Origin of the sequence: Paenibacillus sp. RC84 (assembly GCF_041260495.1) — a bacterium.
Lineage (GTDB): Bacteria > Bacillota > Bacilli > Paenibacillales > NBRC-103111 > Paenibacillus_F.
In genome coordinates, this window is the sequence record NZ_JBGBYL010000009.1 from 217,115 (window position 1) to 239,349 (window position 22,235).

At 56.4% G+C, this 22,235-nt stretch carries 16 protein-coding genes; 7 read left to right on the forward strand and 9 right to left on the reverse strand.

All coding sequences use genetic code 11. The features are described 5' to 3' along the window. Positions 1-4: 4 nt before the first annotated feature. Genes ABH899_RS20885 through ABH899_RS20895 form a run of 3 tightly spaced genes read right to left on the reverse strand, consistent with a single transcriptional unit; the run spans position 5 to position 2,876 of the window. Positions 5-1,798: a hypothetical protein gene (locus tag ABH899_RS20885; protein ID WP_370000153.1), complete on the reverse strand. Its 1,794-nt coding sequence runs from the start codon at positions 1,796-1,798 to the stop codon at positions 5-7. Further along, positions 1,795-2,733, reverse strand: a complete 939-nt coding sequence (locus ABH899_RS20890) for a hypothetical protein (RefSeq protein ID WP_370000156.1) — start codon at positions 2,731-2,733, stop codon at positions 1,795-1,797. Before ABH899_RS20890 ends, ABH899_RS20885 begins: the two co-directional genes overlap by 4 nt. Continuing rightward, a complete protein-coding gene (locus ABH899_RS20895) occupies positions 2,730-2,876 on the reverse strand; it encodes a hypothetical protein (protein WP_370000158.1) in 147 nt (48 codons plus the stop codon). Before ABH899_RS20895 ends, ABH899_RS20890 begins: the two co-directional genes overlap by 4 nt. Positions 2,877-3,090: 214 nt before the next feature. On the opposite strand from ABH899_RS20895, the gene ABH899_RS20900 reads away from it, so the two are divergent. From ABH899_RS20900 to ABH899_RS20930, 7 genes are all read left to right on the forward strand, one after another. Continuing rightward, entirely contained in the window at positions 3,091-4,845 is a 1,755-nt protein-coding gene (locus ABH899_RS20900; RefSeq protein WP_370000160.1) for a vWA domain-containing protein, read from the forward strand. 63 nt (positions 4,846-4,908) lie between these two features. Continuing rightward, complete coding sequence (locus ABH899_RS20905) at positions 4,909-8,298, forward strand: tubulin-like doman-containing protein (protein ID WP_370000162.1); 3,390 nt, start codon at positions 4,909-4,911, stop codon at positions 8,296-8,298. Positions 8,299-8,665: 367 nt separating this feature from the next. Continuing rightward, entirely contained in the window at positions 8,666-11,233 is a 2,568-nt protein-coding gene (locus tag ABH899_RS20910) for a hypothetical protein (protein ID WP_370000165.1), read from the forward strand. Positions 11,234-11,291: 58 nt separating this feature from the next. Continuing rightward, positions 11,292-12,575: a vWA domain-containing protein gene (locus ABH899_RS20915; protein WP_370000168.1), complete on the forward strand. Its 1,284-nt coding sequence runs from the start codon at positions 11,292-11,294 to the stop codon at positions 12,573-12,575. 125 nt (positions 12,576-12,700) lie between these two features. Beyond that, positions 12,701-13,336, forward strand: a complete 636-nt coding sequence (locus ABH899_RS20920; protein WP_370000171.1) for a hypothetical protein — start codon at positions 12,701-12,703, stop codon at positions 13,334-13,336. Positions 13,337-13,348: 12 nt separating this feature from the next. Continuing rightward, on the forward strand, positions 13,349-14,614 hold the full coding sequence (locus ABH899_RS20925; RefSeq protein WP_370000174.1) for a TRAFAC clade GTPase domain-containing protein: 1,266 nt from the start codon (positions 13,349-13,351) through the stop codon (positions 14,612-14,614). Further along, on the forward strand, positions 14,614-17,511 hold the full coding sequence (locus ABH899_RS20930) for a GAP1-N2 domain-containing protein (protein WP_370000431.1): 2,898 nt from the start codon (positions 14,614-14,616) through the stop codon (positions 17,509-17,511). Before ABH899_RS20925 ends, ABH899_RS20930 begins: the two co-directional genes overlap by 1 nt. Positions 17,512-17,639: 128 nt before the next feature. Here the strand turns inward: ABH899_RS20930 and ABH899_RS20935 are convergent, their stop codons facing one another. The 6 genes from ABH899_RS20935 to ABH899_RS20960 form a co-directional block, all read right to left on the reverse strand. Continuing rightward, positions 17,640-18,233 (reverse strand): YdeI/OmpD-associated family protein, encoded by a 594-nt coding sequence (locus ABH899_RS20935; RefSeq protein WP_370000176.1) that lies wholly within the window; start codon positions 18,231-18,233, stop codon positions 17,640-17,642. Positions 18,234-18,396: 163 nt separating this feature from the next. Then, the gene (locus tag ABH899_RS20940) at positions 18,397-18,564 is read right to left on the reverse strand and encodes a hypothetical protein (protein ID WP_370000179.1); all 168 of its coding nucleotides are present in this window, start codon (positions 18,562-18,564) and stop codon (positions 18,397-18,399) included. 97 nt (positions 18,565-18,661) lie between these two features. Then, positions 18,662-19,096, reverse strand: coding sequence for a TIR domain-containing protein (locus ABH899_RS20945; RefSeq protein WP_370000182.1), 435 nt, complete (start codon positions 19,094-19,096; stop codon positions 18,662-18,664). Positions 19,097-19,123: 27 nt separating this feature from the next. Continuing rightward, positions 19,124-19,972 carry a glycine betaine ABC transporter substrate-binding protein gene (locus ABH899_RS20950; protein ID WP_370000185.1) on the reverse strand — a complete coding sequence of 283 codons (849 nt, stop codon included), beginning with the start codon at positions 19,970-19,972 and terminating at the stop codon, positions 19,124-19,126. A gap of 38 nt (positions 19,973-20,010) precedes the next feature. Continuing rightward, positions 20,011-20,847, reverse strand: a complete 837-nt coding sequence (locus ABH899_RS20955) for an ABC transporter permease (protein WP_370000187.1) — start codon at positions 20,845-20,847, stop codon at positions 20,011-20,013. Continuing rightward, positions 20,844-22,043, reverse strand: a complete 1,200-nt coding sequence (locus ABH899_RS20960; protein ID WP_370000190.1) for a quaternary amine ABC transporter ATP-binding protein — start codon at positions 22,041-22,043, stop codon at positions 20,844-20,846. The genes ABH899_RS20955 and ABH899_RS20960 overlap by 4 nt, the downstream gene beginning before the upstream one ends. Between the last annotated feature and the right edge of the window lie 192 nt (positions 22,044-22,235).

Here is a 22,235-nt window from a genome sequence, read left to right on the forward strand (position 1 = left end):
GGAATCACTGTTCGATATGGCTCACATTGATTTTGTACGCTTGCACGGAGCGGTCGCCCTGAAGAATCTTCGTCTCGCCGGTATAGGTGCCCGTAACGACCGCATTGCCGGGCTTCCAGGAGAACTTGCCGGTCAGCAGGACGTACAGGCCGTCCATCTCCGCCACGGCCGTTCCGCTGCCGGTCCGGGTAATCGCCAGAGGCAGGCGGACAACCGTTTCCGCCTGCTGCTGCGGGAGCTCGGACGGCTGGATGTCCTTCGCTTCGAGGGAAGGGTCCGGCAACTGCTGCGGAACTTCCGCCAGCGCGTACTGCTTTCCCTGAAGCTTGTAGACCGCTTCGGCGCCGCCACCCGCCCCGGCGGGATTGCGGATGAGCAGCACGCCCGCGCTCTGCAGCTTGTAGCCGTCGGCTTCCACGTCGAGCAGCACGTTCAGGCCGGAGGCGTCCACTTCGTAAGCGGTATAGCGGGCATTGCGGGTGCGGGACTGGCTCTCCAGCATCACGACCGGGAGCTTGCCCGCGCTCAGCCCGTCGGCGAAGGAGACGGCCTTGACGGCCAGACCGCCGCCGATCTCGCCTTCCGTCGAGACGACCGAGCCGTCGGCCTGCAGGCGCGCCGTCACCAGCGTCCCGCGATCGGTTACGCCGGCGGCGATCGCTTCGGAGCCCCAGAGCCCCTTGGCTCCGGCGGTCTGCACGAACCGGACGTTGTCCTTCGCCTTCGCGAGAAGGACGCCGGGCTCGGCCGCCATCCACCGGATCTCGGTCTGGCGGATTTCTTTGCCCGTATCCTTGTAGTCCCCGAGCACTTTGTACAGCGCGATCGCGTCCGCATACTTGCCTGCGGAAGCAAGCTGCTCCGCTTTGGCCGTCTGCTTGCGCAAGGACGATTGAATAAAGGCATTCACTTTGGAGGAAGAGCCGGAGAGCTCTTTCAGATTCTGGAACGTTTTCGCATGCGTCAGAAATCCGGGTACGTCGTTGGCATCCAGCAGCCGGGTCAGCGTGCTCTGCACATAGGTTTCCGCTTTAGGGAGCACCCAGGCTGCCTCCACTTTGCGTTCCGAGTAGAACTGGCGGATCCGGACGATTTCCCCGAGCGCTTCTTCGAAAGATTTCTGATTGAAAATCGTCTGGAGCCGGGCCGTATCATATTTTTGGAAAAGAGCGTTCAAATCTTTTCGTTTGGTTTTCTCGTCTTTATAGACGGAAGCCGGAAGCTGAAGCAGCAGAGACATGGCGGATTCGCCTTCCTGCGCCGAGGCGCCGTTTCCCTGCTGGAGCAAGGCCGTAAGCGACTTCTTCGCTCCCGCCAAGGCGGCGGCGAACTGCTCGTCCAGCTTGTAGGCGTCCGTCAGCTCGCCGAAGCTTTTTTTGGCGGATTCGTCTGCGGCGGCGACTTCCGCTTTCTTGGCCTGATAGGTCGCATAAGCCTGCAGCAGCCGGGCCTGCTCCTGCGAGCCCCCGTTGGTCACGGCGATTTCGGAAGCCAGCGAGGCGAACAGACGCTTCAATTCGGTAACGGGACGCAGGGCGGACAGGGCAGCGCCGATTTCGTCATTTTTATAATCGAAGGTTGAAATATCCCGGGCCTTCATGTAGAGGACCTCCGCTTCGATATCGCGGCCCGCGGCTTGCTCGGCGGCGGCCCGGGCGTACAGGTCGGCTTTGTGCCAGACGCTGTAACCTTTGTATCCCGCCAGGCCCAGCAGGAGGACCAGCAAGAGAATGGCTCCGTTTCTGTAACGGATGGACCGGTGGTACGTAGAACCTAGCATAACGTGCAGTCCTTTCATAGGAAGCCCTCGAATTCGGGATCGTCCCCGTATTTACGGGCGGCCGTTTCAAGTACTTTCTGCCGCAGCTCGGGAGCCCGGTCCGGGCTCTCCTTCATCAGCCGGCACAGCCGCAGGAACCGTTCGCGGGGCAGCTCGTCCACGAAATCGTAAAGGAGGGAAGCGTACTCGAATGCGTACTCCTTCACGCGGAGCGCGGCTGCGGCAACCAGGGCGAGCGTCGCCCGCCCTTCCAGCATCCCGCCGATCTGGACGCGGTATTTCTGCACATAATCGAGGGTGTCGCGCTGTACCAGGCCCGGATTGACTTTGGCCGCTTCGTACAGGTAAGCGATGAAGCCGGGCTCGAACTCCTCGGGAATGAGCGTGCCCAGTTCCAGCTCCATATCGCTGCGCAGAATAAACCGGTTCAGGCAGTACACCTTGAGGTTGCGGATATGGCTGCCGGTAATGAGGGTTCCGATTTCCCTCAGCTTCTCGTAGGCGGACTTGAAATCCCCATCCTCCATATCGGAAGCGGCGTCGTCGACGTCCAGCAGGATGCCTTTGCGGATCGCCCGGTTTTCGCCGAGCAGAAGCTTGCGCAGCGTGGCGTTCATCAGCGCCTCGGCGTATCTTCTGCGAAGGAGCGCGTAGACAGCGATGAGCACAACTCCCGCTCCGGCCGCCAGGGCCATCTCCTGGAAAGTGCGGGCGAAATAGAAGGCGGCGCAGGCGATCGCGGCCAGAATGAGAGCATCCCTCTGGATATTGCGTCTGAGCACGGAAGAGACGATGTCCCCGATGGACAGGAACTTCCGCTCGGCTCCGCATGAGAGGCAGTTATCGTGCCAGAGCACGGAATAAGCGCCGCAACGCGTGCACTGTTTTAATCGTTCATAAGTATGTACGGTTTGACGGGCTTTGCGGAGCTCTACCGGAATTTTGCCGCTCATGAGGGATCACCTTCGTTCAGCTCGGTCATAAATTCCCGGTCGATGCTCTCCGTAGTCAGGGCCGCGCGTTTCGCGGAGGCCCACGTCAGCCAGCGGATCAGGACGAAGAGGACCAGAAGGGCAAGAACAATTATCGTCAGCATAGCTTTCTCCTATCGGACAATTTCATAAATTTGCCGGATTTTTAGGTTCCGGACCCCCGTAAAAGTGGAATTAGCTTCTTGAAAAAGTTAAGATGTGAATGAGATGTTCAAACATTCTACCACCTTTTACATTTTACTACAAAAGAAGCGCGGACGGCTCTCAACGCCTGCCGCCGTGCGTAAACTTACAAGCTTTGGAGGAAACGATCCCGTGATGAAATTACAACGATACGCTTATATGGCTCTGGCATTACTGCTGCTGGTCATGGCGGTGCCGAGCGGAGTCTTCGCGGCGGATGCCGCTACCGATACGAAGATCGATGCCGTTCTCGCTGCGGACGTCAGCACTTCTATGAACGAAAGCGACGTCAATAAAGTTAGCTACGAAGCGATGAAAATGTTTGTGGACATGGCTTCCGTACAGGGAGACAAGATCGGCGTGGTCGCTTATACGGACCAGATTTTGAGAGAGAAGGCGCTGCTTAAGATCAATAATGCCGGCGACAAGAAAGATTTGAAGACCTTTATCGACCAGCTGACGCGCGGGCCGTATACGGACGTGGCGGTGGGACTGAGCGAAGCGGTGAAGGTGCTGGAATCCGGCGCGGAACAGGGCCATGTGCCCCTGATTGTGCTACTGACGGACGGCAACAACTCTCTGAATCCCGGCAAATCGCAGGCGGATTCGGACAAAGTGCTCGGCGAAGCCGTGCAGAAAGCCAAAGACAAGGGCATCCCGGTTTACACCATCGGGCTGAACGCGGACGGCAAGCTGAACAAAGACAAGCTGGAGTCGGTCTCCAAGGAAACGGGCGGCAAACTGTTCGTCACCAGCTCGGCGGAAGATCTGCCGAAAATTTTGAGCGAAATTTATGCGAGTCATCTGAAGCTGAAAGTCGTTCCGCTGAACGGCTTTACGGCAAACGGCCAGTTTCAGGACGTGAAAGTAACTATCCCGAACGGAAGCGTCCTGGAAGCGAACATCTCCATTATGTCGGGCAAACCGGTGGAAGCCAAGCTGCTCGATCCCAAAGGCAAGGAGCAAAACATTCCGTCCGACAAAATCGTCTATACTTCGTCAAACGCCTATTCGCTGATCAAAATATTGAATCCCGCGCAGGGCGACTGGACGCTTAAGATAAAAGGGGTTCCGCAGGAAAAAATCGATATCAACCTCGTGTACAACTACGATGTGCAGGTCGTGCTGGACGCGCAGTTCCCCAAAACGGCTAAAGCCGGCGACAGCATCGCCGTCAAGGCTCACCTGGAATCGGGAGGCCAGAAGGCGGCCGACGCCGAGCTGTACAAGAATGCCAAGGCTTCGCTGGTCGTCACCGACCTGGACACGAAGCAGACGTCCGAAGCGCCTTTGACGCTTACGGACAAAGGCATCGAAGGCAGCTGGAAGGTTGCGGATTCCCACGCTTACGAAGTGAAGGTGAAGGTGGAAAGCGCCAACTTCACGCGTGAATCCGCACCCGCCTCCGTTTCCGCCAAAAGCGGCGGCGCCTCCTCTTCGGGAGAGGCGTCCGGCGATAAAGGCGTCAATTGGGTGAAAACCGGCTCGTGGATCGCCGGAGTGGTTGTCCTGCTGGCGGCCGCCTTGTTCGGACTCGCTTTCTGGAAGAAAGCGAACAAGGGCTTTTTCGGGCAGCTGGTCGTGGAGATCAAGGACGAAGAGACCGGGGAGCGGACGAACCCGCAGTACAAGAAGCTCAGCGGCTTCAAGGGCAAGGTTCAGCTCCACCAGCTGCTCTCGCTTGCGCCGGAATTTGCGGAAACGAAAGGCATCGTCTTCAAGCCGGGCCCGAACGACACGCTTCTTCTGTTTAACGAGTCCGCCTGCACCATCGAGAAAGGCGGCCGGGTGTTCGATGCCGCGAAAGGCAAAGAGGTCAAGAAAAACGACCGCATCCGCGTGACGGTTCCGAATATCCAGAAGTCCGTTTCGCTGGAATATCTGAAATAAGAAGCTAAATAAGCCAATGCTTGAAATCCAATAAAAACATGCACACATGGGGGGCCTTTAGATATGAAAGCAACAGTCAGGGAACATATCCAGCAGCTCGACGTCTCTCTCGGCGGCGGGATTATCAGCGATAAAATCCGCGTCGACACGATCGACAACCCGATGCTCGTCATCGGCCTCGGCGGTACGGGCATCGATGCGCTGCTGCGCCTGAAATACCAGATCAACCGGCGATTCAAGCTGCCGGAAGATCCTTTTACGAAGAAAAAGAAAGAAAAGCCGAACAACGTCGAATTTCTTGCGATTGAAACGAACGAGCACGACCGCAACAAGAAATACAAGGGCATCGGGCTCGATCCGCTGACGGAATTCGTGCTCCTGTCCAATGCCGAGATCGGCAGCGTGCTGCAGAACCGCAGCATCCTGGAGCCGTACATCAAGGAATGGCTGTCGCCGGAGCTGACGATCACCGACGGCATCAACGGCGCTTCGGGCGTCCGCCAGGCGGGCCGTCTGCTACTGTTCACGAAGATCGTGCAGGTGGTGCAGACGCTGGAGCGCAAGATCAAAACCTTGTCCATCGGCACGAACAAAAAGCTGATGGTGTTCATTCTGACCGGCCTGTCCGGCGGTACGGGAAGCGGCTGTTTCCTCGACATTTCGTACATTGTCCGGGGAATCTTGGAGCGCGATTACGGCTCCGCGGGCGTGGACAAGGTCAGCCTGCTCGGCTATCTGTTCACGCCGGACGTGAACCTGGCGAACAAGAGCCTGACCGAGCATTCGCGCGAGTATATCAAGAAGAACGGCTACGCGGCGCTCAAAGAACTTGACTACTGGATGAACGTCGACGAGCGTACGGAACGCTTCAAGCAGCAGTATGCGAATATCCTGACGGTCAATTCGCCGATGCCGCCTTTCAACCTGGCTCACCTCATTTCGGCGACCAATCTGGAAGGCAAGCTGCTGGAAAACGCGTACGACTACTGCATGAACGTAACGGCGGAGAATATTACCAACTTCATGGCAAGCGAGGACAAGCAGTCCGGCGAAGAATTTGCCATTCACGATTATATCAGCAACATCCGCACGAACATCAACCAGATGCCGAAGGCGTACGCCGCCAACTACCAGTACAACATTCTGGGGGCTTCTTCGGCGGTGCTGCCGATCGAGGAAATGACCACCTATCTGGCGTACAAAGTCTTCAAGCGGATGGAAAAAATGTTCGACGCCGGCCCTTCGCAGGAAGAGGTCGAGAAACTCGCGCACAAGCTGGGCCTTGATCCCGATTCGCTGCACCGCGAGTTCGATAAACGGGTGCCGGAGCCGATCCCGGGCTACCAGAACAGCGAGCGGCTCAGCTATTCGAATGTGATCAAGCAGCAGGTCGTGAACATTGACACCGAGCTGGAGCAGAGCTTCTTGTCCCGGGCACGCGAAGAATACATCAAATCCCGCAAGCAGCTGCCGGGGCAGGTGAAGGAAGCCTTCTCCGAGCAGGTGACGAAAATATTCCGCAATCCGGAGCAGGGGCCGTTTTACGTGTCCCGGATTATTTTGCAGGACAAAGGTTTCTGTCTGCTGAAGCTCATTTCTTCCTATATCGAATCGCTTAAGGAAAGCTTGTACCGCATTCCGCGGGACATCCAGGCGGCCGAGGAAAATTCCGAGCAGAAAATGACCGAAGCGCGCAGCGCGTTCATTTCCAAGGACCGGAAGAAAGACGCTTACATCGAAGCGAAAATTCAGGAGTATCTTCTGCACGCCGACCGTGAACGGATGGAGCAGATGATCGAGTTTTACGAAGATCTGTACAACCTGATCAACCAGGAAAACTCCCGCATTTATCTTGTATTTACGGAGCTTCTTTCCGAACTCAACAAAATTTTCGAGAAAAACGGCGATATCCTCACAAGAGGCGACGAGGAAATCGACCACAAAGGCAACCGCACGTACTACTGGAACGTGGTCAGCGTTCCCGACATCGCGAAGCTGATCGGCCAGGTGACGGAGGACCGCAATGCGGACGAACTGATCCGCGATTTCACGAACGAGCTGCTGGAGAAGTCCAACCAGTGGATCAAGGAACAGGAGGTCGATGTCATCGGTTCCGTTTCCGAGTTCCTGACGGATCACTTCGGCGAGCTGATCACGAAATCGATGGAAGAGTATCTCGTCATCAAGTACGGCCACGAAGATTCCATCGAGAAGCTGGTGGAAGGCCGCATCGCAAGCCGCTTGTACGAGGAAGCGAAGCCGGTGTTCCATCTGACGAACAGCTCGGGTCATTTCAACTTCCCGTCTTGGGGATTCGTCTCGGTTCCGGTGCAAGCCCCGAACATTTTCAAGGGCATCCGCAACTTCCAGGACAACGCGATTGCGAACTCGCGCTTTACGATTAAGGAGAGTGAAGTGAAGAACCGGATTTTCTGGCTCAATACCCAGAACGGAATTCCGCTCTTCCTGTATACGCCGCTTAAAGTTTACGAAGAAAGCTACGAGAGAACCATTCTCGAGCCGGAAGGCATCGGACGTCACCTCGTGCAGACGGACCGTATGAACTGGACGTATCTGCCGTCTCCGATTCCCGAGAAATCCTGGGGCGAGACGTATGAGAACGGACGCGTCAAGACCTACAACGCGAGTGTCCGCAGCTTGTTCGACCGCGCCGCGGATTACCGCTCCGTCCGCCTGAAGGGTGAAGACAGCGGAACGATCAACCGTTACGAATGCGTGCTGACGAAGCCGTTCGATGTCGAAGCGTTCCTCTCGGCTTACAATCTCCAGCTGAATTCTCAGCGTCCGAACTTCGGCGAGCTGCAGCGCTGCGTCAACGATCTGAAGGCCCTTCTTCAGACGGGCCTGGAGGCGGACCGCAGCAAAGATATCTTCGGCAGTGTCAACGAAGAGCTGGCGAAGGAAAATCTCATCCGCTCTCCCGAACTGCTCAAGCAGGTAAGGGAAGAGGTGCGCAAGTACGACAGCATCGTCCGCAAAATCGGTGAGCTGGAGCAGGCCCTCAGCGCCCACCAGGACGAGGAAAAATTCGTCGCGCAGTATATCGAAGCGATGTACACGTCGACGATCGCCAAGAAGGGCGCCCTGTACGTCTACGACCACGATGCGGACGAAGATCCTTGGGAGCCGTTCGTGAATCTCATGCAGACGAACAAATTCGTCGAATACGAGATTTACAGCAAAATGCGCGCCCTCGACGCCAAGCGGCTCAGCCTGCTGCAGCGCAAATCATCCAGACGCAGCCAGGAGATGATCGCTTCCGAAGATATCTCGGGACTGGTGGAGACGCTGCGCGGCATGGCGGCCTCTTATCAGGAGGCCAAATCGGCGCTTGATTACGACCGTTCCGAATATGCGGCCGGAGAAGACATGTACCAGTTCTACAAGCTGGTGGCGGGCAAAGTAAACGACATGGTGAAAAGCTTGAAGTAGCGCAGTGAAGGTTAGTATCAAGCAGAGACAAATCAGCGGAAATTTAGCCGGAAACATCACGTGAAAAGCAGCAGTGAAATTAGCGGGAAATACACTGCAATTATCGTGGAAGTACCGCAATGTGCCGTAAGAAGTGCAGTGAAGGCCGTGATGTACCTTGAAGTGCCGTGAAGTGCGGCCAAGTGCCATAAGAAAAATCTGTAAGAAATATCGTGAGAATTACCGTAAGAAATATCGTGAGAAATACTGTGAGAAATACGCAGAAGTTTCACGGTTATTCCGCGGATAAAAGAATGCAGGCGGGACGGCGTGTTCACACGAACCGTCCTTCTCTGCCATAACGCCTAAGGATAGGAGTGAGGAAACCATGCGGGAGAAATTGGTGGCGTTCGCAAACGAATATGCCGCGGAAACGGACAGCACGGGTTTGGACGGAGATGAGCAGCGCAGCATTCACCATCCGCTCGTTTTTCTGTTCCTGGGCGATAAATCGGCGGAAGCCCTGCAGACGATGGCGGAAATCAACAACCGCAGATGGAACAACAGCACGGGGGTGGTTTATCTCCATGTCGGAACGGAACGGTCCGGCGAAGAGTCCGGCAAGCAGCAGACGGAGCAGGAGAGCGGGACGCCGCGGGACTGGCGGCAGGCCGATCCGCAGAGTGCGGAGGAGCGTTCCGGACATGCCGCCGACTCTGGCTATAGAGGCCAGCCCGGCAGCGAGAGAAGCCGGCCGGACGGAAGTGATCCCGTCGGCCTGCAAGCCGGTAACATCTACACCTGGACGCTGCCTGTCCCGGGAAATAATCCGCGCTCGGCAAGGCCGGATCTCCACGACAGCTTCCGTTCCAACCGGGAAAAGCTGCTGGAGCTGAACGTTCTGCTGCGCAGAATGAACAGCCGGATTTCCGAATTCGGCAGGCTGTACTCGAATCTCCAAAGGCTGAACATTGCGGTCGTCACCAGGCTCGACGACCCCTGCAACGTGCTGCTGCCGGAGCTGACCGCGCTCATGGAGACGATCTTCGGCGAGCATTTCCGCTCCGTGATCGTGGACCTGTACGGGCTGCTTGAAGAGAAGCAGGTCGGGGAGGAATTCGCTCTCCGCGCTTCCATGAGTTTCAGCTTCCTCAGGGAGCTGGACGTGCTGCAGAGCAGGGACTATACCTTCTCAAGCCCGCTTCAAGTGACGGGCGAAGGCATTACCCTTCCCGCTCAGCACGGCCCTTCCCCGCTTTTCGACACGGTCTATCTCTTGAGCGACAAGGATGAGCGGGGCATTTTTACCGAGAACGGAATGAAAGGCGGCTACGAAACGATCAGCTCGCTGAATTTGCTGAAATACCGGCATATCAAAGCCGAGAACGAAGGCGATTCGTCCAAGGCGGGCACATACAATCACCAGCATTTCAAACAAAACATAGCGCCGCCCGGAGAAGAAGGCGTCGGCTACGTATCGGCCGGCTATTCCAGAGTGAGCCGTCCGAATCAGGCGATCGCCCTGACCGTCCTGTATCATCTGTACCGCCATGTGCGGGAGAAGATGGAAGAGAACGTCCAGGGCGGCGCCCGGCTCCTGCCCGATCTGATCTCTATGGAGCCCCCGTTGTGGGACCGTGAGGTCGAATCGGTCGTGCCGGGACGCGAGCAGGCCGTGGAGGAGATGTACGGGCTTATGCACGACCCGGTTTCTTACGGGGAGCTGAAGTCGATGTCCTTGAAGGAGGCGGAGTTTGCGTTGTTTCAAGACAGTGCCCGCCGGTTTTTCGACATGAACGTCCGGCAGAGAGCGGAGGCGGCCTTCGCGGAACGCGGCTTCGCCAAGAGGCTGGAGCGCATCGTGAGGGAGCGCATTGTAGAGGACCCGGCTTACGGGTACTACGCTTTGAACGGCTGGCTTGCGGAGGAAGGCGGCGCCGGAAGCCGGAGTCTGCCGGGCGAACTGAGGCAGCAGCTGAAGGACGCGGCAAACCGGGCCGAGCAGCTCCGGGGCGAGCTGGACAATTTTTACGGCGAACGCGTGGACCGGCAGCCGATAGGCAAAGGCTCGCTGTTCGGCTGGAAATCCGACAAGGCCTCGGTCAAGAATTTGATCCGCTACCTGCTGGATGAAGCCTACGGCTTGAGACGCGACCTGCTCGTTCTGGAACTGAAGCAGAAGCTGATGACGGCCTACCTCGACAAGCTCGAGGAGCTGAGGGAGCGGGCGGCCGCGGCCGTCCGGCAGATGGACAGTCTGGAGAAGCTTCTGCGCGATACGAGCCGCAGCGGAATTACGGCGGCGAGCGACTATCTGGGCCGCAACATCAACGAGTATTACGAACACGTAGTGAAGCAGATTTTGACGGAGATGGAGGGGCGCAGAGAGAGCCGGTTTTATTTCGACGAACGGTTCCTGGGGAACGTTTCCGTGGAAATCGACCGGGATGCCGGGCAGTGGCTTCGGAAGCTTATGGACACGGCCCGCCGGGACGTGCTCGTTCATCCCCTTTTCCATCAGACGTTCGAGGCGGAGTTGCTGGAGCGGGCCAATGTCGCCGCGAGTTACGACAACCGGGACGTGCTTTCGAAGGAAGACCTTTTCCGAGATCTTTATACGACGCTTGAAAACGAAGCCGCGATCCGGATCGATGTGTATCATTCCACCCACCGCAACCGTCATGAAGAAAAGTACTTTTTCGGCGATTCGCGGAGTGAATTTATCCAATATGCGTTTGCGGTTGACGGCGGAAGCCGGACGTACAAGCTCGGCTGCGTGCACGAGAAGAAACCGGGCGGGATCGAAAAGCTCCGGCTCATGGGCGGCTTCAGGCTGGAGGATTTGATGGTGTACCGGAACAGCAGGCGCTATTACGAGACGTACACGGAGAACGGCTATCGCTTTCACAGCATGGAACTGCCCGAAACAGGAACGGACAGCACGAAGCTTTCATAAGGACGGCAAGTTGACATCACTCTGCTCGTAGGGCAATAAAGAAAAGAGGGGGAGACCTGTGAAACAGAGAAAATGGAATCCGCTGCTGACCTTATTCAGCGTAATCGGAGGATTCGTCGGGTTTATCGTCGGCGAGTTTATTTTGAGCCGCTGGGAAGGAAGCTGGCATGAAACGGTGCTGATGGGGGTCTATTTCGGGCAGCTGGCCTTGTTTGTGGGCTTGTTCTGCCTCGTGGCGGAAATGATTTCGCCGCAGCTGAACGGAAAAAACTGGCGTCTGCGTTACGCGGGCGACGGCTGGAAGTTTCTCGTTCCGGCCACGCTCGTGATGTTGTTTGCAGCAGGGGCGCTGTTTCAAGTCCTGTACGGCTTCCAGGTGCTCGGCACGAAGAAGGCGCCGCAAAACTATGTGCTGGTCATCGACAAATCGGACAGCATGTCACAGAACGATCCGCAGAAACAGAGCCTCCAGGCGGCCAAGTCTCTGATCGGCCGGATGGACGGCAAAAACAGTGCGGCGGTGTTTACGTTTAATGAGGAAACGCAGCTTATCGCCCCGCTGACGAAGCTTGCCGGCTCCGGCCGGGAAGAGATCCGCGGCAAGCTGGACAAGATCGGCGAGCCGACGGGCCAGACGGATATCGGCCGGGCTTTGACGACGGTCATGGATCAGCTGAAGAAGGACGGGGCGGCGGACAGCTCTTCTTCCGTTATCCTGATCTCGGACGGATACAGCGATGTGAATACGACAGAGGTGCTGTCTCCGTTCGTTAAGGCGGGGATCAGCGTCCATACGGTCGGCATCGACGATTCACAAGTGGAAGGCATCCAGCTGCTTCAGCGCATCGCCGAGCAGACGGGCGGCTCCTTCCACGACGTGAAGAGCGCGGACCGGATCACGGATGCGTTCGAGCAGATCTACACGGCCCAGCAGCCTTGGCATCTTGCGGGCGAACGCCTCGGAGCCGCCGCTTCGGACGGGTTCCACGCATTCCTGCGGGTGGCGTTTATTCTGCTGATCGGTACGCTGATCGGTCTTGCGCTGGGCATCATTTTCGACAACCGCCATCTTGCGCTCAGCTTTGCCATCGGCGGTACGCTTGCGGGCCTTCTGGCCGGACTTGTGCTGGAAACCGGAATGCCCGGAACGAACATTCCGTTCTTCTACCGGGCGGTGGCGGACATCGTGCTTGCCTTCGTCTTATCGCTGGGGGCTCTGATCATTCCGGTCGGTACGAGCGATTCCCATTCGGGTCTGCGCAAAAATTATCAGCGGGCCCGGCTCGAAGAGGGGCGCTACGGCAGAAAAGACAGCTCACCGGTCGGCAAGAAGTTCCGCTGAACGACCGGCGGTACATGGGGACGCCGCAGAAATCAGCCCCTCCGGAACTTAGCGGCACAGAGGGGCAGCAGCTATCGGCGCACGGCATTTAACAAGTAGGCTAGTGATCAAGTGAGGCGATTCGCATGCTATGGGAAGAAATCAACGAAGAGAACCGGATCACGAGGCTGGCTTCGCAGCCGGCGCGTGACGGGGAGTGTCTGCTGACATGGCAGTGGCCGAAGGAAGTCGGCGCAGTCTATGTGTACAGCTTCGAGAGCGGAAGCGAGCAGCCGCCCGAGCAGCTTGCCCCGCATCAGCTCAAGCTGTTTACGCGGGAAGAGTACAAGGCGGCCGGCGGTTACCGCGAGCGCATGGAGTACATCGGAATGCGGGGTTACCGCATTTTCCCGTGCGTCATGAAGGACGGCCGCGTGACTCCGTACCGCCAGACCGGCACGGACAACACCATCCGCGTCAGCGCGGGCAAAGCCCGGATCCGGTATTCGATTAAATACGGAGGCCGGTTGTTCGGCAAATACAAGTCCGCAAAAATTCAATTGTTTTGCGAGATTCCGGTGCCGCAGGAAGCGCTCTGTTACGTGAAGAAGGAAGGCGGCCATCCGGCGGGACGGCAGGACGGCACCGCCTATCCTTTCCGGCGGGATTTCGAGGCGGGCACGCAGACCCTGCCGGAGATCGAAATCGGCAAACACGATTTTCTGCGGCTTTTTTTCACCGATTCCCGTTACGGGGATGTTTATGAACTAATCCAGGAATGAGGAGAGGCGCACATGCTAGGGTATCTGAAAAGTCTTTTCGAAAAAAAGCCGCCCGAGAAAGAGCGGCCGCCTTATTACAGCATCGTCTGCCCGTATTGTTTTAATAAATTCGAGCCGGATGATGTCGTGTTCCGGGCCAGTCATATCAAGGACAGCGACGATGATTTTATGCTCCAGGAAGATGAGCGTCTGAACAGCTGGAGGCGCAAGTTCAATTTGTCCGAGGTGGATATGGAGGCCGTTATTCTGCCTTCAACGATTCCCGACTCGTACAAGACGTATATACAGAATGTGCTCGTCGCCGTAACGGACCGTTACGGGGAAACGACCAGACGGCGCCTGTGCCCTTACTGTCATAACGAGCTGCCTATTTCGGCCGGTAAAGTGCCGAGCAATATTATTTCGATCGTGGGCGCTTCGCAGGTCGGCAAGTCCGTCTATATGACCTCGCTGATCCATACGCTCCAGCATACGACGGCTTCGAATTTTAACGCCGCCTGTATGCCACTGAGCGCGGAAATTTCCCGCAAATTTCGGCAGCACTACCACGAGCCGATCTTCGAACGGGGCAGTATGCTGCAATCGACGAACCCGAACGAACAGCAGGAGCCGTTTATTTTCCAGTTTGTTTTTAAAGATGAGCGCGAGGCTCCGCTGACGATCGTCTTTTTCGACGTGGCGGGCGAGGGCATGGTTCAGAGAGAATACCTCGATATTTATGCGTCTCATATCAAAAATTCCTCCGGCATTCTGTTTCTCGTCGACCCTCTGCAAATCCGGAGCATACGCGATAAAATCCAGATTAATGTCGGCGGGGAGCAGGGCGAATTCGCCAACCGGTACGACGAGCCGCGCGAGGTGGTTATTTCGCTGTTCGAGAATTTTATCGCCCACCAGAGCAATTCCAAGACGGACATCCCGACGGCGATCGTCCTGACGAAGAGCGACATGCTCCAGTATTTGAAGGAAGAAGACAGCGAGTACATCCAGCCGAACAGCAACGTATTCCGCAATGTCGTCCATCAGGGCTATCTCGATGCGTCGGAGTTCGAGAACATTAACGGCGAAATCGGCCGTTTTATTGAAAAAGTAGACCGTCCGTTCAAAGACGCGGTGGACGTGTATTTTTCAAATACGGCTTACTTCGCGGTTTCCGCGCTGGGCACCAATCCCGTGAACAAGCAGATTTCAGGCGTCATTAATCCGACCCGGGTCGACGAGCCGTTCATCTGGCTGCTGCATAAGCTGGGCTATATCGCGAGGAGAGATGCGACGTGATGCAGAAAAACATTCAACAGCAGCTGTTTACCCGGGACCGCGAGGGGGTCTTCCGCACAAGCGAAGGGTTCGATACGGTCGCCAAGTCGCCCGGGCTGGACCCTTCTTTTATCAAATCGGCGCTGCATCCCTACTGCGTCTATAAGGCGCCTCAGGAGCTTCTGGAGCGCGGGGAAGAAAACTCCGGGCTGTATCCGGAGTCGGTCGTCGCTTACCACGCGGAGAACGGGGATTTCGTAATCGGGCGCAGCGTCTACGTGGCGACGGACTTTACGGGGCAGCGCAGCGCTTCCTTCACGCACCAGTACGTGATTCCGAAGGAGCGCAAAGAAGCGTTCATCCGCGATCCCCGCCGCATCTTCGGCATCCGCGGCTTCCAGAGCCGCTACGACATCCGGGGCGGCAAGGAAATCCCCGAGCTGGAGGATATCCCGTTCGAGCCGGAAATCCGGGCGGGCGAAGGGGACAAGCTGCTGGAGACGCTCGGGATCGACCGGGAGCTGTTCCGCCAGCTCGTCTTCGCGGTGCTTGCCTCGGTGGCGAACAAGAAGAAAGTGTTCATTTCCCTGAACACGGACATCTCCGAGAGCGCCATCTACGCCAAGCGCCTGCTGGAACTCGTGTACCGCTGCCTTCCTTACGCGGTGCGCCGGCAGCTCGGCTTCATGACCTTCAACAGCGAGCCGGAAGCGAAGCAGCATCTGCACGTCGTGTTCACGGAAAAGGGAAGCATCCGGCTGCCCGACCGCAAAATCGAAAAAGATTTCATTTTCGATTTCGCCGGCGGCCGCTTCCTGAACACGGAGCTGCCTGCCCAGGACCACGCGTACTTGGATTACGTGTGGTCTAACCGGAACAATCCGGCTGAGCTGCAGAAGTACTTCCACTTCTGCGACGAAGCGGTCTCCGGGCTGGATACCCAGACCGTGCTGAGCGCCGCAGCCTATTCCCGGCTGTGCGTCCTGTATGAGGTCGAACGCGGCCGCACGGAGCTGTACGAACAGGACCGGGCCGCTGTTATGAACGGGATTCTGTCGTTCTTCACGACCGAATCTTACCCGCGTAAACCGCGCCTGAAGGAGCTGTTCGTCGGTCTTCTCACCCGGGAGGCGTCGGATCGGGACCGCATAGCGGGGGCGGATTACGTGGAAGCCGTTATCCGCTACGAGAAGTTTGCCGATCCGCAGGTAAAAGCTCTGATCGTCCGCTGCCTCGGCATCTTCGTCTCGCGGGCCGCCGATGCGGCAGCGGGGGACGGTATCGAGGGCGCTGCTCCGCTGCTGGACCTGCTGGCTGCTTACCCGGCTGTTTTCACCGGAGTATTCGGCGGGCTGATGAAGAGCAGCCCTGCCTTAGGCGAGGGCTACATCCGCTATCGGATGAAGCGGGTCAAGTCGGTGCAGGCTTTTACCGGCGAGATCGGCTTCTGGCAGTCGCACAGCGAAGAGCTGATGGGAGAAGAATTGTTCTCCCGGGAGTCCTACGATCCGCTGCGCAGGCTGATGCGGACGGATGTCAGGAAGAAAATTTCCCTGGCTCAGACATTATCCGCGTATTTTGACCAGCTGGGGAAAAATTCGCCCGGGGAGAAGAACCGCGGCATCCGGCAGTTCAGCCGGTGGATGAAGCTCGCGGTGCATCTGGAGTTGGCGGATGACTTGAAGCCGAGCGGCCTCGGCATCGAAGATATCGAGAGCCTGGGATTTCTGCTCGATCCGGTCAATCCGGACCTATACGGTCAGGCGTCGCGGGATCAGGAAGGAGTTCTTCACGTCTTACAAGCGGTGTACAAAGTGCTGACGCTGGACGGGAAGAAACAGTCCGAAGCGGAAGATGTGATGGCCCGTCTGGACCCTGTCGATTTGGACCGGGCGCAGCTTCTTTTGCAGAAGTTGATGCAAAACGAGGTTACCCCGGCCCGTTTCGGGCAGCTGGTGACGGCTTTCCATAAACCGGGAACCGGAGGAAGCGCGGATCGGCAGCCCGGCTACGATTACGAACGGCTGCTGAATTTTGTGGCCTCGGCCGGGCAAGGAACGGATACGTTTACGGATTTCGCCGCCTGGTCGGCGGAAGATATCCGTTTTCGGGACGAGAAGGGCGCCGTTCATCCGTATTACAAAGCGGCGCTCAGCCGCGCGTTCGATGTGCACGCTCCGCAGGCTTTCCGCAATAAGGCGGTGTCCCGGAAGCTGCTGGAGACCGGCAATCCTTCATTCGCGGCTCTGTTCGAAACCGTCAGACTGCGGCAGTCCGGCAAATGGGCCCGGATCTGGGCCAAAAACAAACGGAAAATCGTGCTCAGGGGCTCCATTTTTCTGATCTTGTTTATCGCTATTATCGCCGTACTTTGGAAGCCGGTATCGGGGTGGATGGCTCCGACTCCGGTCGTTATCGTGGGAGACCTCCAGGAGAAAACCGGCAGCGAGACGGTGACGGTCAAAGCTTCTCTGAAGGAACCCGATAAAAATACAAAGCTGTATGTCAACGACAAGGTTATCGAGAACGGGAGCATCGAGCTGAAACTGAACGAAGGGGAGAATCCCCTTGTGTTCAAAGCGGTGAGCAAGTCGGGCAAAGCCTCCGAAACCGTGAGCAAAAAGGTGACCCTGGTGCCGCGGCCCCTGGTGAAAGCGGAACAGCCGCCATTGACGGTGAAAGCCGCTAAAGTCACCGTGACGGCTAAAGCGGAGGACGGCAACGATCCGAGCCCGGAAATTTATATTAACGGGCAGCTTGCCGGGACGGGCAGCGTTTCCCAGCAGGTTCAGCTCGTTCCGGGCGAAAATCCGATCGAGATCACGGCGAAGAACAAGCTGGGCCGCCTGAGCGAGCCCGTACGCTATACCGTGAAATCGAACCCTGTGCCCGTGGGGCCTCCTGCCGGGTCAAGGTAAGAGCTTGAGAGAGCAAGCACGCTATTTTTAGCCAATACGAATAAAAACGAGCAAGCGCTTATCGCCAAAAGGCGGCCTCATCCGGTTTGGAGGGCCGCTTTTTTTATATTGGCTGCGTTAAATCGGTACTAATCATTTAATCCCTTTCCGTCGAGAATTTGCTGCTCATATTTTTCAATCCTCGACACGCGGGTTTTGGATTGTTTGGGTTCGGAAAAATAAAGAATGTATGCTCTTTGTCGTCCGGGCGTCAATGCTTCAAAAGCGGTTTTCAAGGCCGGGATTTCATCGAATTTGGTTTGAAGTTCTTCAGGAATGACGACGTCTGTATTCTTTTTGAAATTCACTTCCAAACCGGCTTTTTCCACTTCAATGGCCTCATGAATATAAGCTTTCAAGATGGTTTCCAGCTCAACGATTTCTTGAACAGTGGTGAACCGAATCTGGCGCGCCGCCTGTACATTTTCCGTTTGTCGGATTAGAATGCCATGGGTATCTTGCAACAAGGCGCCTTTGTGAAACAGAAGCGCACAGTATTCTTTGAATCCGTGTATTAAAACGATGTTTTTATTCTGAAACGTGTAGCAAGGATGCATCCACTTAAATTCTTCGGTCAGCTCGCAGTCTAGAACGATCGTTCTCAGCTTCTCATATTCTTCCTTCCATTTTTTTGCCTTACTTAAAAATTCATCAACCTTAGGATTCGTTCTACTAGTTGTCATTAAGGAACACTCCTCTTCCACTTCTCGTTCTCTTTTTATTCGACGTTGTATTTTCGTGCTCCTTGCTATCAAGGCAGCGAAATCATGCCAGGTATTGGTCCAAATAGCTTGTTGCAACCCCATTAAAAGAGTCCGTCCATCTCTTCAGAATCGACTAGAGTAGTTATTCCCGTTCCGGATAGGTGGATACCCCTGATACGCTGTTTTCTATCCAACTTGAAACTGAAATCGTGAGCGGAATGGTGTGATGATGAAGGCAGAGGGAGAACAAATAACGATACACATCCTTAAAATAAGCTTGATAAATACGGTCTAACGAATACCCGTCCATATTCTCCCTCCTTACTGTATACACGCATCGCGCCCGAAATAGTTACACACAAAAAAACACCACTGTCCCGGAGGACAGTGGTGTTCGGCGTGCGCGCTTATTTTGCGGACAGCTCAAGGATCGCCTGCACGATCGCTTCCGCGTCCCAGCCGACAATCCGGTCGGCATTCTGCTTCACGATCAGGGATGGCTCTCCCGAATCCGGGGGCCGGACGGCTATAAGCGGCTTGTTCATTTCGCTTGTGCCCGCGATGATTTCTTTGTTGATCCACCTGCTGTAGGCGGGACGGTCATCGGCCGGAATGAGCACGGCTTGGCAGTATTTCATCTTGCCGCGCACAGCCTCGTAAAGGGACCGCTCATTATCCGCGTCGGCCGCCGGATGATCTTCCGGCAGCAGAAACGTTTCGAAGCGGAAGCCCCGGCCCCGGTAGGTATGCAGCAGCGCAACCAACTCGCGGAAGGCTGACCTGTCGTTCCAGGCACAGCTCAGATACAGACTGGTTTTATACGATTTTGCCGGGGGCAGCACATCGTTCGCCTCCTTGGAACCAGGGTTTTATTCGATGCCCTTGATCCAGGCGTTCACCTTGTCGGCGTTCGCGTCGGCCCATTCTTTGGCCGCATCTTCCGGCGATTTGCCTTCCTGGATCGCGACCATCACCTTAGCCATGTCGTCCGGGGTCCATTCGAACTGGTCCAGGAACTTGTAGGCGTTCGGCTGGTCTTCTTTCAACCCTTTGCGGGTGAGCGTGTGAATTTCTTCTTCGCCGCCGTAGACGCCTTTGGGATCGGCCAGATATTTCAGGTCCATCTTGGCGAACATCCAGTGCGGCGTCCAGCCGGTGACGACGATCGGCTTCTGTTCTTTATAAGCTTTTTGCAGCTCCTGAGCCATGGCGGCCGAAGAGCTTTCAACCAGCTTGTAGCCGGAGAGGCCGTAGTCGGCGACCGCTTTTTCCGTGGACATCATAATGCCGGCTCCGGGTTCGATCCCGATGATCTGGTTGTTCAGCGACGCGCTGACATCGGCTTTCTTGAGATCCTCAATCGAGTCGATCTTCATGTAAGCGGGAACAGCCAGTCCCGTCTTCGTGCCTTTCAGGTTTGCGCCGAGATCCTCCACATTGGATTTATACTTCTCCAGATAGGAGGCGTGAGTGCCGGGAAGCCAGGCGGCAACCATGGCGTCCGCGCTTCCGTCGGCGATACCGGCCCACATCGGCCCGGCGTCAACCTGGAGCATTTCGACTTTGTAGCCCAGTTTGCTCTCCAGGACGTATTTGGCAACGTTCGTGCTGGCAATCTCCGAATCCCAGGCTACATACGCCAGCTTGACGGATTTGCCTTTGGCTCCGCCGCCGGTGGAACAACCGGCGACCAGTGCAACGGCGAGAACGACGGACAACAACAAACTCCATTTTTTAAAAATAACGATGACACCCCTTAGTTCGATTTTTTCTTTTTAAATACATTCTGGGTCAAACGGTCCAGCAGGATAGCCATAATGACGATGGCGATACCGGCTTCGAAGCCGACGCCCGTCTTGGCCTGCGTGACGGCCCGGTACACGTAAGCGCCGACCCCCTGCGCGCCGATCATCGAGGAGATGACGACCATAGACAGGGACAGCATGATGGTCTGGTTCACGCCGGCCATGATGGTCGGCATCGCGATAGGCAGCTGCAGCTTGACCAGCTTCTGCGCCGGTGTCGAGCCGAAGGCGTCGGCCGCCTCTACCAGCTCTTCCGGCACCTGCCGGATGCCGAGGTTGGTCAGGCGGATCGTAGGCGGAATCGCGAAAATAATCGAAGCGATTACGCCCGGCACGACGCCGAGGGAGAAGAACGACACGGCGGGAAGCAGGTAGACGAAGGCGGGCATCGTCTGCATGAAGTCGAGCACCGGCGTCACGATATTTTGCAGCAGCGTATGCCGTGCGCAGAGAATACCGATCGGCACCCCGATCACGATGGACAGGATGGACGCCGTCAGAACGAGCGCAAGCGACTGCATGGACAGCTCCCAGAAGCCCAGGTTGTCGATCAGCAGCAGGCCGATAAACGCGAAAAGCGCGATCCGCCAGCGGCCGATCCAGTAGGCAAGCGCCGTGATCAGAACGATCAGAACGAGCGCGGGAAGCGCGGTCAGAGCGGTCTCGATGGAGCCGACCATGGCGGCGATGACCGCTTTGATAGCGCCGAAAAGCGGCCCGAAATGATCGGTGAGCCAGCTTTCGAGGAATTCGATCCAACTGCCGAGCGGAAGTTTAGGGAGGTTCATCGCACAGCACCCGCTTCCGGTTCCGCATTTCCGGCCAAGGCCGAAAGCACCGCTCCTTTAATGACGATGCCTTTCAGCCGGTCCTCCTCGTCGACGACGGCAACGGGAAGCCGGGTTTCGGCCATCATTTCGAACAGGTCGTTCAGCAGTGTTCCGGGTGAAACAGTCGGAATAGAACGCTGCATGACCTGCTCCAGCGACTTGCCTTCTTTGAGAGCCTGAAGGGCATCTTCCGCGGTTACGATACCGAGCAGCTTCGTCCCTTTGCTCGTCAGGTACAAGCTGGACACGCCGCTGTCGCGCATAAGCTGAAGGGCTACCCGCGGCCCCCTTTCGAGGGAGATCGTTTCCGGCTTTTTCATGACATGGGCCGCCGTAAGAACTTTGGACAAATCCACGTCTTCGACGAAGCGTTCCACGTACTTGTTGGCCGGCTGAATCAGAATTTCCTCCGGCGTGCCGATCTGGACGATGGAGCCGTCTTTCATGAGGGCGATCCGGTCTCCGATGCGCAGCGCTTCATCCAGGTCATGTGTAATGAAGACAATCGTTTTCTTGAGCTTGGACTGGAGTTCCAGCAGCTCGAGCTGCATATCCTTGCGGATGAGCGGGTCCAGTGCGCTGAACGCTTCATCCATAAGCAGGATTTCAGGATCGTTGGCCAGCACGCGGGCAAGGCCGACGCGCTGCTGCATACCGCCGCTGAGCTGGTCGGGCAGGCTGTTTTCCCAGCCTTCCAGGCCGACCGACTTCAAAGAGGCGGTTGCCATTTCCGTTCTTTTTTTACGTTCGACACCCTGAATTTCAAGTCCGTATTCCGCATTTTCAAGTACGGTCCGGTGCGGGAAAAGAGCGAATTTCTGAAAAACCATCCCGATATTTTTCCGTCTGAATTGACGAAGCTGCTCGGGGTTCATTTTAAGCACATCGGTTCCGTTAAAAAGAACCTGGCCTCCCGTCGGCTCGATGAGCCGGTTTAACAGACGGACGAGCGTCGATTTGCCGCTTCCCGACAGTCCCATAATGACGAAGATTTCTCCTTGTTCAATCGAAAACTCCGCTTTATTGACCCCCACGGTCAGTCTGTGTTCTTTCAAAATCTGTTCTTTGGTGCGGCCTTGATCCAGCAGGGTCAAAGCTCTCTTGGGGTCCGATCCGAATACTTTGGTAAGTTGTTTTACCTCAATGATAGGCATGTGGACCTCCTTTCCTGGGTCTTTTGACTGGCTTGCTGACTTGTTTCAGTGTAACGGCATTCTTTTTTGACCGTCAAAGTCCGTATAAGCTTATAAATGTTTGTACAGTTTTAACTTTACGTACAATACGTTAAGTATACTCCGTATAACGCCGTATTCCTTCTTTCGTGTTTTCTTTACTTATCGAGGGGT

Coding starts and splice junctions, on each gene's coding strand:
- ABH899_RS20955 (WP_370000187.1), bottom strand. CDS start 20,847: ATGAACCTCCCTAAACTTCCGCTCGGCAGTTGGATCGAATTCCTCGAA.
- ABH899_RS20890 (WP_370000156.1), bottom strand. CDS start 2,733: ATGAGCGGCAAAATTCCGGTAGAGCTCCGCAAAGCCCGTCAAACCGTA.
- ABH899_RS20940 (WP_370000179.1), bottom strand. CDS start 18,564: ATGGACGGGTATTCGTTAGACCGTATTTATCAAGCTTATTTTAAGGAT.
- ABH899_RS20935 (WP_370000176.1), bottom strand. CDS start 18,233: ATGACAACTAGTAGAACGAATCCTAAGGTTGATGAATTTTTAAGTAAG.
- ABH899_RS20920 (WP_370000171.1), top strand. CDS start 12,701: ATGCTATGGGAAGAAATCAACGAAGAGAACCGGATCACGAGGCTGGCT.
- ABH899_RS20960 (WP_370000190.1), bottom strand. CDS start 22,043: ATGCCTATCATTGAGGTAAAACAACTTACCAAAGTATTCGGATCGGAC.
- ABH899_RS20925 (WP_370000174.1), top strand. CDS start 13,349: ATGCTAGGGTATCTGAAAAGTCTTTTCGAAAAAAAGCCGCCCGAGAAA.
- ABH899_RS20900 (WP_370000160.1), top strand. CDS start 3,091: ATGAAATTACAACGATACGCTTATATGGCTCTGGCATTACTGCTGCTG.
- ABH899_RS20885 (WP_370000153.1), bottom strand. CDS start 1,798: ATGAAAGGACTGCACGTTATGCTAGGTTCTACGTACCACCGGTCCATC.
- ABH899_RS20905 (WP_370000162.1), top strand. CDS start 4,909: ATGAAAGCAACAGTCAGGGAACATATCCAGCAGCTCGACGTCTCTCTC.
- ABH899_RS20910 (WP_370000165.1), top strand. CDS start 8,666: ATGCGGGAGAAATTGGTGGCGTTCGCAAACGAATATGCCGCGGAAACG.
- ABH899_RS20895 (WP_370000158.1), bottom strand. CDS start 2,876: ATGCTGACGATAATTGTTCTTGCCCTTCTGGTCCTCTTCGTCCTGATC.
- ABH899_RS20930 (WP_370000431.1), top strand. CDS start 14,614: ATGCAGAAAAACATTCAACAGCAGCTGTTTACCCGGGACCGCGAGGGG.